We start from the raw sequence: 13,771 nt of genomic DNA, 5'->3' as shown, positions 1-13,771 counted from the left end.
CCGGAGTGAGGGCATGCCGAGCCTAGGCGAGGCACCGAGTGGTGGGGCAAGAGCCCTTGGTTACTTAGGGCCGGGCGGCGTTCCGTTTTTCCAAGTGACTCGCCGTAAGGGCGAAACCATAAGTCGCCGTTACCGCAGGAATGGATATGTACACCTTCAAAAACTACGTCGCGCAACACATAGCTTTCGCGAGCAGACTCGCTCCCACAATAAGACGCTGAACATCCTCAACAAACGACCCCCGTTCGCCGACGACCAGCCCTCCCCCAACCCAAACACCACCTAGACTTTACAAATCCGCACCCGAGCAGCCCGACATGCCTCGCAGTCCGCGTAGTCAAGGATGGCCAACGCCCCGGCTTGGGTTCGGCGGATGGCTGTTGCTGGCCGGTTTTCTGCTGACCCTGCTGAGCAGTGTCCGGGCCGACCGGGATTTCGCGCAGATCCTGCAAAACGCCGAAAAACGCTACGGCACCCTCGGCCCGGCACGGGAGCGAATCGAGGCCTGGAGCCAAATGCTGCAAGGCGAACGCAATGCACCTGAGCGCGAGCAACTGAATGCGGTGAATCGCTTCTTCAATCAGCAATTGAGTTTTCAGGACGACACGCGCATCTGGCGGCAGATTGATTACTGGGCCACGCCCGTCGAATCCTTGATCAAGGGTGCCGCCGACTGCGAGGACTACGCCCTGGCGAAATATTTCAGCCTGCGCCGCCTCGGGGTTCCCAGCGAAAAACTGCGCATCACCTACGTCAAGGCGCTGACCCAGAATCAGGCGCACATGGTGCTGACCTTCTATGCCAGCCCCACTGCCGATCCGCTGGTGCTGGACAACCTGATTGGTGACATCCGTCCTGCCTCGCAGCGCAAAGACCTGCTGCCGGTGTATGCCTTCAACGCCGAAGGCTTGTACCTGCCGGGAGCCAATGGCGGCAAACGCAGCAGCGACTCGAAAAAACTGTCGCGTTGGCAAGACGTACTGCAAAAGATGCAGACTGAAGGCTTCGCCGTGGGCGATGGCTGAAGACATCAGCAAGGAGCATTCCATGAAACTGCGCAACCAGTTGTTTCTCGCCATCTGCCTGTTCCTGCTGGTGGCGTTCAGCGGCAGTTTTTTTGTCAGCCTGGAAAGCTCTCGCGAACAGATGCTCGGCCAGTTGCGCTCCCACGCCCAGGACGCGGCCACGGCGTTGGGCCTGTCGTTGACCGCGCAGATCGATGATCCGGCCATGATGGAATTGATGGTCAGCTCGATTTTCGACAGCGGCTACTTCAACAGCATTCGAATCATCGACATCAAGGACGAGCAAGTACTGGTGGAGCGAAGCGCTCCGGCGCGGATCGAAGGCGTGCCAGGCTGGTTTGTCAGTCTGGTCAACCTGCGTCATCAGGGCGGTGATGCGTTGATCATGCGCGATTGGGAGCAGGCGGCACGGGTCGAGGTGCTGAGCAATCCACAGTTTGCCCTGGCCAAGCTCTGGGACAGCACCCTCGGCAGCCTGATCTGGTTGGTCGTGTGCGGACTGCTCAGCGCCGTGTTCGGTGGCTGGCTGTTGCGTCGACAACTTCGTCCACTCGAAACTTTGGTCAAACAAGCCGAAGCCATCAGTAAACGCGAGTTCCTGAGCCTGCCGAAACTGCCCCGCACGCCGGAATTGAAACGTGTGGTACTGGCGATGAATCAGATGGTCGAGAAACTCAAGGCGTTGTTCAGCGAAGAAGCAGCGCGTAGTGAAAAGTTACGCAGCGAGTCCTATCAAGACAGCCTGACCGGGCTGGCCAACCGACGCTTGCTGGATGAACAACTGGCGGACCATTTACTGGTCGCTGAGCAACATTGCGACGGTCATTTGCTGATGTTGCGAATCAACGACCTGACCGGGCTCAACCAGCGCCTGGGCGGCCAACGCACTGATGCGTTGATCAGCGCGGTCGGCGAATTGCTCAAGCGTCTGACCCGCTTGCCGGAGCGACGCACCTGGTTGGCGGCGCGCAATCGCGGGGGCGAATTCAGCCTCTTGACGCCAGGCCTGGATGCCGAGGACGCCGCACGCCTGGCTGCCGAAATCAGTGCCACCCTGGAAAACCTGCGCCAGACCGGTGCCAGTGACTGCATGCCGGTCGCGCATCTGGGCATCGTCGCCTACCACCCCGGCGAACCGGCCAACGATGTACTTGTGCGACTGGATCAGGCGCTGACCCAGGCCGGCCAACACCCCGAGCGACCCTGGGTGCTGCTGGACCACGGCGAGAGTGCACCGAACCCGACCCCGTACGATTGGCGCGGCTGGATCGACGACGCGCTGACCCAAGGCAAATTGCAGTTGTATTTCCAGCCGGTGGTGCAATGCGCCGATACCAGTGAGGTGTTGCATCACAAAGTCCTCGCACGCTTGCTCGACCCGCAGGGCCAGGCGATTGCAGCCGGGCATTTTCTGCCGTGGATCGAGCGTCTTGGCTGGTCGGCACGCTTCGATCTGGCCATGCTCGAAGCCACCCTCGATTACCTTGCCGTCAATCGCTGGCCGCTGGCGCTGAGCCTGTCCGGCAGCACCTTGCGTGATCAGCAGCAGCTGCAGCTGATCATCGACATGCTCGAATCACTGCCGGAACTGGCGCCGTTGCTGACCCTGGAAATCGATGAACGCCAACTGCCGCCTCCCGAGCAACTGCAGCGACTCAGTCATAGCCTGCTCGACACCGGCTACCGCATCGGCCTGCAGCATTTCGGCGGCAGCTTCAGCCAGATCGGCAACCTCACCCAACTGGGCCTGGCTTATCTGAAAATCGATGGCGCCTACATCCGGCATATCGATGCACAACGCGATAAACGGCTGTTCATCGAGGCGATCTTCAGGGCGACCAACAGCATTGATTTGCCGTTGATCGCGGAAATGGTCGAGACCCAGGGCGAACTGGAGGCCATCAGAGAATTGGGGGTCTTCGGGGTGATGGGCAGATTGATCGGGCCACCGGAGCCGATGTGATTTCGTCAGGCAGAACGGTGGGAGCGAGCCTGCTCGCGAATGCGATTGCACAATCAACAGGGTTGCTGACTGAACCACCGCTTTCGCGAGCAGGCTCGCTCCCACAGGGATTAGTGTGAGCCGGCCCCTCAGGTCACACAGTATCCACCTTCAACGAATGATCGTTGAGCATGCCGTTGATGATGGTCGCCGAGTCCGCACCGGAAATCACCCCGCCCGCCCCCGGGGTGACACCGTAATGGCTGGCCAGGTTGACGCCGGCCAGGTCAATGGTCTGGTTCGGCGCAGCACCGGCCATGGCGCTGACGTCGATGCTGGTCACCAGGGACGCGCCGCTGCCGCTGACGGTGAAGTGCAGGTAGTCATCCAGCGAAGCCGCAGTGCCGTTTTCCCCTTGCAGCAGTTGCGACAGATCGAGTTTGTCGGTGCCCGGCGTGAAGTCAGTGATCACATCATGGCCGCTGTTGCCCTTGAACCACTGGAAGGTGTCGGCGCCGCTGCCGCCGGTCAGGGTGTTGTTGCCCAGACCGCCGATCAGGAAATCGTCGCCGCCCTCGCCCTTGAGCACGTCGTTGCCCAGGCCGCCGGTGATGATGTTGCTGTTGTTGTCACCGGTCAGGCTGTCGTTGAAGTTCGAGCCGACGAGGTTCTCGATGCCTGTCAGGGTGTCAGTGCCAGCGCCCAACGTATTCTGTGGCCCGCTCGTCCCCAGATTGACCGTGACGTCCGCCGTGGCATGGGCGTAGCTGGCGGTATCGTTGCCGGTGCCGCCGTCGAGCAGGTCATTGCCTACGCCGCTGAACAGCAAGTCATTGCCGGCGCCGCCGTGCAATTCGTTGTTGCCGGTGCCTGCGGTGAGGATGTCATTGCCGTCACCGGCATTGAGGATGTTGTCGCCGCTGCCCGCCACCAGCGTATCGTTGCCGGCGGTACCGGTGAGGGTATGGCCATTCTGGTAGCTGATGGTCACGTTGGCGCTGTCGCTGCCGCCATGGTTGTCACTGGCGGTGTAGGTGCCGTGGTAGTCCGGGGTGATGTCATGCGCCCCGGAATAGTCGAGCTTCATTGTCAGTTGGTAGCCTTCCGAATTGTTGACGCCGCTGCCACTGGTATTGGTGATGTTGGTGATGTGGATCTGGTACACACCATCCGCCGCCGCGGTAATGGTCTGGCCATCAGCCAGGGCAATCCAGGCGCCGCCATTGATGGAGTACTCCATGGCGATACGCCCGGCTGCCAGGTTGTGGTCCAGGTTGAGGGTTTCACCTTGTTTGAGGTTGACGGTGATTCGGTCCTCATCGTTGGTGTTGGCCGCGGTGACCGGGCCAAGGTAACCACTGACCACCAGTAGTGCGGTCATGGTTGCGGTATTGGCCGCAAACGACTCGCGCACATTGGCCAGGTTCTGGTTGCTCGGTTTGACGCCGCTGCCGGAGAAGTCGATCGCACCGGAACCCTTGAAGTCCGCGCCTTTGCCGACCCAGCCTGTGTAGTAGTTGCTCGGCGATGCGCTCAGCGGATCGCCATCGGGGTCAGTGTCATTGGCCAGCAGCAGCTCGCCCGGCACCGTGATGTTGCCCGAGAGTACGTTGGTGATGATGTGATCATCGGCGGCCACCGGTGGTGCATTCGGAATGACTTTGACCACCAGGGTCGAACTGGCGAGATCGCCGTCGTTGTCGCTGACGGTGAAGCCGATGTTTTCGGTGAGCACCACTGAGGTGGTTTTCTGCGATACGTAGCTGTATTCGCCCGTATCGAGGTTCACCACCAGGGTGCCCTTGTTGTCGGTGGCGATGCTCAGGGTGTTGTTCACCGTGTTGAAGGTGCCATGGTTGGCGCCGCCGCTGAAGTTCAGCGAACCCTGGTTGCTGTTGCCTTTCGGATCATAGGTGTAGGTGGTGCCGTCGACGGTGATGGTTTTGATGAAGCCACCATCGGCCCCGAACGTACCGCCCTCGCCCAGCAACGAACCGGTCACCGGCGCGCCGATGACGGTACCCGAGAGCACCGAGTTGAGTTGGCCGAGGTCGGTGACGATCACCGCATTGGTATTGGTGCCAGTGCCGGTACCGTCATAAGCCAGTGGATCGAGGGCGTCATTGTCGACGCCTTTACCCAGGCCGATCGCGTAGCTCTTGATTTGATTATCGCTGAGGAACTCTTTCCAGTCCGCCTCGTCCCCTCCACCAATGGAGCCTTCGTTGGGTTTGCCGTCGGAGAAGAAGTAGCCGACGTTCTGTGCGCCGGTCAGTTTGCCGTTGGTGTTGAACGCGTCCTGCGCCACATCCACCGCCGCGTCGTAATTGGTGCCACCGCCCGCCGTCAGGCCGGAGATAATCGATTTGGCCGTCGCTACATCGACCCATACCGAAGTCTTGTCGGTGGCGTTGCTGCTGAATGTCACGATCTGCACTTTGACGTCGCCCAGGTCATCGTACTTGTCGAGCAAGGCGCTGATCGCCTGCTTGGCCAGTTCCAGGCGCGACAACCCCGGCACGCCGGATGCGTCGGCCATGCTGCCGGACACGTCGATGATCAGCAGCAGATTGGAATCGATCTCCACAGCCGCCACGGAACGCTCCGAAGCGACGGCTTTAGGCACGTCATCGACGATGTTGACCACGAGGGTGCTGGTGGTGCTGTTACCCCCCGCATCGGTGGCCTTGTAGGTGAAGCTTTCGCTCAGGGTGTTCGGACCATCGTTGGCACCCGGCGCGGTTTTCGGCGCCGAGGTCAGGGTGTAGGTGTAGGTGCCGTTGGGGTTGAGCAGGATCTGCCCGTACGTCCCGGTGGCGCTGCCGACCAGGGTGTAGGTGATCGCACCGCTGGCGCCGGTCACCGAACCGACCAGGGTACCGCTGGCCGTTTCACCGGTATTGCCCGGTTCGCTGCCGGTGACGGTGCCGGCCGCCAGATCCTGTCCGTCCTTGCCCGTATCCAGGGCTTTTTCGTAGACCGTCACGTCGCTGTCAGTGACCGCTTTGATGTTGCTGTTGCAGACATCGATGGTGATGGTGGTGGTGCTTTGATCGCCATCGGCATCGCGCACGGTATAGGTGAACGTATCGGTAGCCCCCGGTGCAGCGACCGAGTTCGGGTTGCTGTGATAGACCGCGTTGCCGGCGGCGTCCAGGGTCAGGTAGCCGTAGTTGCCGTTGATCTGCGTGTTGAGGCCGCCCACTGCCGAAGTCGAGGTGTTGCTGCCGGCCCGCACGCCGATCACCGCGGCCAGGCCGTCGGCACCGCCGATGTCGTTGTCCAGCACATTACCGCTGACCGTACCGCCTTCGATCACAGAGGCGGTGTCGGCTTTGGCGGTCGGCAAATCATCGACGATGTTGACGTTGATCTGCCCGGACGCCGTGCTGCCGTCGGTGTCGGTAGCGACCACGTTGAAGTTCTCGGTAATGCTGTTGGCACCGTTGGCATTCGGGTGGGTCTCGTTGTCCACCAGGGTGTATTTGTAGCTGACCACGCCGGTGGCCGGGTTGTAGCCGGTGATGGTCAGGGTGCTGCCCAGCGGCGTGACGATCGATTGCGGGAAACCGGCGGCCACGCCTCCGGTGACCACGGCGATACCGCCGACGGTCAGGGTTTGCAGGCCATCCAGCGCGGTGACGGTGAACGTGCCGCTCTGGGTCAGCGCCGGTGCGTTGGGATGGGAGCCGTCGCTGAGGTTCTTTTCATAGACCGTCAGCTCGCCACAATCGACATCCAGGCCCTTGATGATGACCAGATCGTTGTTGTTATGGACGTTCAGCACCAGGTTGGCGGTGCTGATATCGCCGTCGGCATCAGTGAGGGTGTAGGTGAAGGTTTCTGTCCCGTTGCCACCACCGTGCAGGGCTTTGAAATCCACATCGTTGGTGTTGAGGGTGTAGGTGTAGGTGCCATTGGCGTTCAACACCAGGGTGCCGTACTTACCGACGAAGGTACCCGCGGTGATCGGACCGCTGTTGGGGCCGGTCGCCACGGTATCGGCGCCTTGCACGTCGTTGGTCAACACGTTGCCGTTGAGGGTGAGCAACGACTCCGACGCCGTGTGGGCGTTGCTGTCATTCATCGCTTTGGGCACGTCATCGACGATGTCGACCACGAGGGTGCTGGTGACGACGTTGCCCAGGGAGTCGGTAGCCTTGTAGGTGAAGGTTTCGTGCGTGACATTGGCGCCGTCATTGGCATGCGGCGTCGTGCCGGGCGGTGAAGTCAGGGTGTAGGTGTAGGTGCCGTTCGGGTTGAGGTGAATCTGCCCGTAAGCCCCGGTGGCGCTGCCGACCAGGGTGTAGGTGATCGCGCCGACAGCGCCGGTGACCGAGCCGACCAGGGTGCCGCTGGCGGTTTCGCCGGTGCTGCCGGGCTGGCTGCCGGCGACCGTACCGGCGGCCAGGTCCTGGCCGTCCTTGTTCAGGTCGAGGGCTTTTTCGTACACGGTCACGTCGGTGTCGCTGACCGCTCTCAGGCAACTGTTGTACACGTCGATGGTGATGGTGGTGGTGCTTTCATCGCCATCGGCATCGCGCACGGTGTAGGTGAAGACGTCGATCGCACCGGGGCCGCTCACCGCGTTGGGGTTGCTGTGGTAGACCGCGTTGCCCTGGGCATCGAGGGTCAGGTAGCCGTAGGTACCATTGATCTGGCTGTTCAAGCCGCCGATGGCCGAGGTCGAGGTATCCGACCCGGCACGCACGCCGACCACCGCACCGCTGGCGGCCGGACCGTCGGCGCCGCCGATGTCGTTGTCCAGCACGTTGCCGCTGACGGTGCCGCCCTCCCGCACGGAGGCCGCGTCGGCTTTGGCGGTCGGCAGGTCGTCGACAATGTTGACGTTGATCTGTCCGGTGGCGGTGCTGCCGTCGGTGTCGGTGGCGACGACGTTGAAATTCTCGGTGATGCTGTTGGCGCCGTTGGCACTCGGGTGGGCTTCGTTGTTCACCAGGGTGTAGCTGTAGCTGACCACACCGGTGACCGGGTTGTAGCCGGTGATGGTCAGGGTGCTGCCCAGCGGCGTGACGATCGATTGCGGGAAACCGGCAGCCACGCCACCGCTGACCAGGGTGATGCCACCCACGGTCAGGGTTTGCAGGCCATCGAGCGCGGTGATGGTGAAGGTGCCGCTCTGGGTCAGGGCCGGGGCATTGGGGCTGGTGCCATCGCTGAGGTTTTTCTCATGGACCGTCAGTTCGCCGCCAGATACGTCGAGACCGTTGAGGGTCACGCCATCGTCGTTGTTGTGGATGTTCAGCACCAGGTTGGCGGTGCTGGTGTCGCCGTCGGCATCGGTGAGGGTGTAGGTGAAGGTTTCGGTGCCGTTGCCACCGCCGTGCAGGGCTTTGAAGTCCGCATCGTTGGTATTCAGGGTGTAGGTGTAAGTGCCATTGGCGTTCAGCACCAGGGTGCCGTACTTACCGACGAAAGTGCCGGGGGTGATCGGGCCGGCGTTTTCACCGACCGGCACACGGTCGGCGCCTTGCACGTCGTTGGTCAGCACATTGCCGTTCAGGGTCTGCTGGGTTTCCGATGCCGTGCCATTGCCGTCATCGACCGCTTTGGGCACATCGTCGGTGATGTTGACGTCCAGGGAACCGGTGGCGGTGTCGCCGTTGCTGTCGCCGGCTACCACGGTGAAGTGCTCGCTGAGGGTAGTGCCGTCACCGGACGTATGGGTCCCGTTGTCGTTGAGGGTGTAGCTGTAACTCACCACACCGGTGGCCGGGTTGTAACCGGTGATGGTCAGGGTGCTGCCCAGCGGCGTGGTGATCGACTGCGGGAAGCCCACGGCGACACCGCCGCTGATGATGTTGATCCCGCCGATGCTCAGGCTGGTCAGCCCGTCGGGCGCCGTGACGGTGAAGGTACCGCTCTTGGTCAGCGCGCCGGGATTGCTCGCCGAGCCGTCGGCGAGGTTGGCTTCGTTGAGGGTCAGTTCGCCGCCTTTTACCGAGAGGCCGTCGAGGGTGACCGGATTGTTGACGACAGGCGTGATCACCGGGTCGGCGTCGGGGTCGGCATCACCTTCGTGCCGCTCTTCGGGAAACTCGGGGATGCCATTGAAACCGGCGGTGGGGAAGCCAATGATCGGATCGACCCGCCCGCCCACTTCTTCAAGCAATACAAAACTGTGGCCCCCACCCAGTGCACCACCGGCAGGACCGGTCGAACCCGGCCCGGCCGCCGTCGCTTCAGCGGTTTGCGTCGGGTCGTCACCGGCAGCAATGGCTTTTTGCAGTTGCTCGACATCGGTGAGCTGTGCCTGGGTCGGCGTCACCGCCTCTGCCGTGTCCACACGGGGTGGCTGATGCGCCAATAACTGGGAGGTCATTTGCAGGCTGCTGCCCCTTCCGAGGGTCAGTTCCTGGCCATTTTGCAGATGCACCGCCACGGCCCCTTCGGCCCCGGTACTGAGCTGATCACCGGCGAACAATCGGTCGCCCTCGATCAGAACGCGACGGGTGCCGTCGCCCCCTGTCGCGAACACCTGACCGATGACTTTACTGACGATACCGATGAGCGTAGCCATGTGCACTTCCTCCGTTGCCAACCGCTGTCGGCACCTTTTTTGTTGCGGAGAACATGCTCATGGATGGCTCAAACGGGTCGCCCGGCGGATCGTCTACCCGATCAGCGGCATTACCTGAGTAAGCCGCTGCCCCGGCGACGATCTCGCCCAGCGTGTTGCTCACGGGCGTCGTCCACGGTGGGAATAAAACCCTTTGCGATCAATGGCATCGAGTTCCACATCCGAGACAACTTGCCCTGCGAGCGATGCGTAACGGTTCTGAATCACCCGAGTGACAAAAAACCGTCACTCAATTTCCGTTACACGTCCCTCCCCTCCAGCACCTCTCCGCCCTATGTCGATAAATGGATCGGAACTTTTCCAAGCCCTGATGAGCGCCCTAAAGCTCATAAATCAAGGGCTTCGCAATTGAACAATGTGCTGGATTTTGCAGAGCGCATAAGTTTTTTTCGGCATAAGCCTTATGAGAAATACTTCTTAGGTTCTCTCCAGAATGTTCTTAGCTCTGTTGTTAAAAGCATGAAACGGTTTGCCTATAAATGTCGTCAAATAATTGGCGACTCATAAAGCACCATCAGGACTCAGGGAGATGTACCCATGCGCCTTTTAACCCCCCTCTACACCGCCGTTTTATTGGCCATGGCCTGCACCTCTCAGGCTCAAGCCATGTCATTGACCGAAGCGATCCAGAGCACCATTGCGACCCACCCGGAACTGGCGTCGCGGGTGGACAGCCGTCTGTCGGCCGATGAAGACGTGAAGGTCGCCAAGGGGGGCTTTTATCCATCGGTTGACTTGAACGCCGCCTATGGACGCGGGTACAGCGATAACACCAATACGCGCGCGTTCGGCGATCACCACACGGAAATCCTCAACTACACCCAATCGGAATTGCGCCTGCGGCAGATGCTCTTCGATGGCTTCAATACCGCCAACGAGGTCGAGCGCACCAAGGGCGTGGTCAACTCCCGGGCCTATTACGCTCAGGGCACCGCCCAGGACCTGGCCCTGCGCACCGTCGAGGTTTATCTCGAAGTGCTCAAGCGTCGTGAACTGGTGACGCTGGCCAAGAACAACCTGCAAGCGCACTTGCGGGTCAACGACCAGATCGGCCTGCGTACCGAACGCGGTGTCGGCAGTAACGCCGACGCCGACCAGTCCACCGCTCGTCGGGCACTGGCGGAGAACAACCTCGACACCGCCGAGGTGGACCTGGCCGACGCCGAGTCGAACTTCTACGCCGTCGTCGGACGCATGCCCGATGAACTGGAAACCCCGCCCTCGACCCGCGGCGAGCTGCCGGCCAGCCTGCCCGAAGCCCAACAGAGCATGGTGGAAAACAACCCCTACCTGAAATCCGCCCAGGCCGACGTGCAATCGGCCGAGAGCCAGTACGAGGTTGCCAAGTCGCCGTTTTACCCACGTTTCGATGCAGAGGCCGCGGTGGGCGCGAACAACAACATCGCCGGCGAAGAGGGCCATGACAACGAATGGCGGGTCGGGGTGGTGATGAACTACAACCTGTTCCGCGGCGGCAGCGACAAGGCGCGCCTGCAATCCAACGCCCACAAGATCAATCAGGCCATGGACATCCGCAACAACGCCCTGCGCCAGCTCAACGAAAACATTCACCTGGCCTGGAACGCCATGGTCAACGCCAAGAAGCAAACCCCGACCGCCCGTGAATATGCCGAAACCAGTAAACGCGTGCGCCTGGCCTATCAGGATCAGTTCGGCCTCGGCCAACGCACCCTGCTCGACCTGCTGGACAGTGAAAACGAACTCTACAACGCCAACCGCCGTTACACCGAAGTGCGCTACACCGAGGAATTTTCGATGTACCGGGTACTGGCGAACATGGGCCAGTTATTGAGCAAACAGCGGGTGGTGTTGCCCGCCGATGCGATCGCCCAGACCGAAGTGAAAAACGAAGCGCGTTTACCTGAACTCAAATAAGACCCCCTGTAGGAGCGAGCATGCTCGCGATGATCGTCAATGATGACGCGGGATGCCTGACACCCCGCGGCGCTCTCAGGTTCATCGTCGGAACGCCGCCCGGAGCAAGCTCGCTCCTACAGTAAAAATAAGGGAGCGATCAATGTGACCAGCATGGAACCTGGCAACACCGGTGTCGATCCGCGCCTGAGCTTCGATGACCCACTGCTGGACGGTCTGTTGATTCTCTGCAAACTCCATGGCGCGACGGTCAGTCGCGCCAGCCTCAGTGCCGGGCTGCCAATGGCACACCAACGCCTGAGCCTGGACCTGCTGCCTCGTGCAGCGGCCCGGGCCGGTTTGCAGGCGCGCCTGCTGCGCCGCGACCTCAAGGATATTTCCCCGCTCAACCTGCCCGTCATGCTGCTGCTCAACGATGGCCGCACCGCAGTGCTGCGCCGCCATGGCGAAGACGGCCGATTGCTGATCCTGCCCAGCGAAGCCGACGGCGGCGAACAATGGATCAGGACCGAAGAGCTTGAAAAGCATTACACCGGCCAGGCCCTGTTCGCCCGGCCACGGCATGAACTCGAAGACCTGCGCTCGCCGTTGGTGCCGCGGGTCCAGGCCTGGTTTCGCGACACGCTGAAACTGTCGAAATGGCTGTACAGCGACGCGGTCCTGGCGAGTTTCCTGATCAACCTGCTGGGCTTGATGGTGCCGCTGTTCGTGATGCAGACCTACGACCGCGTGGTGCCCAACCAGGCCACTTCGACCCTGTGGGTGCTGTCCATCGGTTTGCTGATCGGCACCGCTTTCGAGTTGGTGCTGCGCGTGGTGCGTGCGCACTTGCTGGACACCGCCGGGAAGAAAACCGACGTGATCCTGTCGGCGACGCTGTTCGAACGCATCACAGGCATGGCGATGAAAGCGCGGCCGGCGACCATCGGCGGTTTTGCCCAGAGCATTCATGACTTCCAGGGCCTGCGGGAATTTCTCACCGCCGTGACCCTCACCAGCCTGATCGACCTGCCCTTTGCCTTGCTGATGTTGCTGGTGATCGGCCTGCTCGGCGGCTGGCTGGTGGTGATCCCGATCCTGGCATTTCCGATCACCATCATTTTCGCCATGGTGATTCAGGCGCGCCTGCGCGACACCGTGCAAAAAAGCCTGACCCTGGGGGCCGAACGCCAGGCCCTGCTGATCGAAACCCTCGGCGGCCTGGAAACCCTCAAGGCCTGCAGCGCCGAAAGCGAGCGCCAGCACAAATGGGAAAGCACCCACGGCGCCCTCACCCGCCTCGACAGTCACGCGCGCAACCTGGCGGCGCTGGCCACCAACGGCACCCTGTTCATCCAGCAGTTTTCCGGCATGGCGACCATCGTTGCCGGGGTCTATAGCATCATCGCCGGCAACCTCAGTGTCGGCGCGCTGGTGGCGACCTACATGCTCGGCAGCCGGGTTCTGGCCCCGCTTGGGCAAATCGCCGGGTTGATCACCCGCTACCAGCAAGCGCAACTGACCATGAAGAGTACCGACGCCCTGATGTCCCTGCCTCAGGAACGGGACGCCCGGCAACGGCCGCTGGAGCGTACGCAACTGCAAGGCGCGCTGGACGTGATCGGCGTGACGTTCAATTACAACGGCCAGAGCGCCCCGGCACTGGCCAATGTCAGCTTCAGCGTGAAACCCGGTGAGCGGATCGGCATCATCGGCCGCAGCGGCTCGGGCAAAAGTACCCTGGCGCGCCTGGTGATGGGGTTCTACGAACCTGCGGAAGGCCAGTTGCTGCTCGATGGCCTGGACCTGCGGCAACTGGACGTCGCCGACCTGCGCCATCAGATCGGTTACGTCGCCCACGACCTGCCGCTGCTGGCCGGCAGCCTGCGCGACAACCTGACCCTGGGCGCACGCTACATCAGCGACGCGCGCATGCTCGAAGTGGCGGAACTGACCGGCGTCACCGAGCTGGCCCGGCAACATCCGCAAGGCTTCGACCGCCCCGTCGGCGAGCGCGGGCAATTGCTCTCCGGCGGCCAACGCCAGGCCGTGTTGCTGGCCCGGGCCTTGTTGCTGGATCCGCCGATCATGCTGCTCGACGAGCCCACCAGCGCCATGGACAACAGCAGCGAAGACGTTCTGCGGCAAAAGCTCCACGGCTGGGTCCAGGGCAAAACCGTACTGCTGGTGACCCACCGCACCTCGATGCTGAGCCTGGTGGATCGGCTGGTGGTGCTGGATAACGGGCGGATCGTCGCCGACGGACCGAAAGAAGCGGTCATCGATGCACTGCGCAAGGGCCGCGTCGGCTCTGCGGCGGTCTAGGAG

The 13,771-nt window shown here is 61.8% G+C and carries 5 protein-coding genes; 4 read left to right on the top strand and 1 reads right to left on the bottom strand.

The annotated features are described in order from the left end of the window. The first annotated feature begins 317 nt into the window (after positions 1–317). Entirely contained in the window at positions 318–1,025 is a 708-nt protein-coding gene (gene lapG / locus ACW9HW_RS16775; RefSeq protein WP_457400885.1) for a cysteine protease LapG, read from the top strand. 22 nt (positions 1,026–1,047) lie between these two features. Beyond that, the gene (gene lapD / locus ACW9HW_RS16770; RefSeq protein WP_457400884.1) at positions 1,048–2,988 is read left to right on the top strand and encodes a cyclic di-GMP receptor LapD; all 1,941 of its coding nucleotides are present in this window, start codon (positions 1,048–1,050) and stop codon (positions 2,986–2,988) included. A 133-nt stretch (positions 2,989–3,121) separates the two neighbouring features. On the opposite strand, the gene ACW9HW_RS16765 is transcribed toward lapD, so the two are convergent. Further along, positions 3,122–9,508 (bottom strand): retention module-containing protein, encoded by a 6,387-nt coding sequence (locus ACW9HW_RS16765; protein ID WP_457400883.1) that lies wholly within the window; start codon positions 9,506–9,508, stop codon positions 3,122–3,124. A gap of 597 nt (positions 9,509–10,105) precedes the next feature. On the opposite strand from ACW9HW_RS16765, the gene ACW9HW_RS16760 reads away from it, so the two are divergent. Together ACW9HW_RS16760 and ACW9HW_RS16755 are read left to right on the top strand one after the other, a co-directional pair. After that, positions 10,106–11,464 (top strand): TolC family outer membrane protein, encoded by a 1,359-nt coding sequence (locus ACW9HW_RS16760; protein WP_095196417.1) that lies wholly within the window; start codon positions 10,106–10,108, stop codon positions 11,462–11,464. 144 nt (positions 11,465–11,608) lie between these two features. After that, a complete protein-coding gene (locus ACW9HW_RS16755) occupies positions 11,609–13,768 on the top strand; it encodes a type I secretion system permease/ATPase (protein WP_095196416.1) in 2,160 nt (719 codons plus the stop codon). Positions 13,769–13,771: the final 3 nt, after the last annotated feature.

The organism is Pseudomonas sp. SDO5532_S415 (assembly GCF_054071155.1).
This window is presented reverse-complemented; position numbering and strand designations above follow the sequence as displayed.

Coding starts and splice junctions, on each gene's coding strand:
- lapD (WP_457400884.1), top strand. CDS start 1,048: ATGAAACTGCGCAACCAGTTGTTTCTCGCCATCTGCCTGTTCCTGCTG.
- ACW9HW_RS16765 (WP_457400883.1), bottom strand. CDS start 9,508: ATGGCTACGCTCATCGGTATCGTCAGTAAAGTCATCGGTCAGGTGTTC.
- ACW9HW_RS16760 (WP_095196417.1), top strand. CDS start 10,106: ATGCGCCTTTTAACCCCCCTCTACACCGCCGTTTTATTGGCCATGGCC.
- lapG (WP_457400885.1), top strand. CDS start 318: ATGCCTCGCAGTCCGCGTAGTCAAGGATGGCCAACGCCCCGGCTTGGG.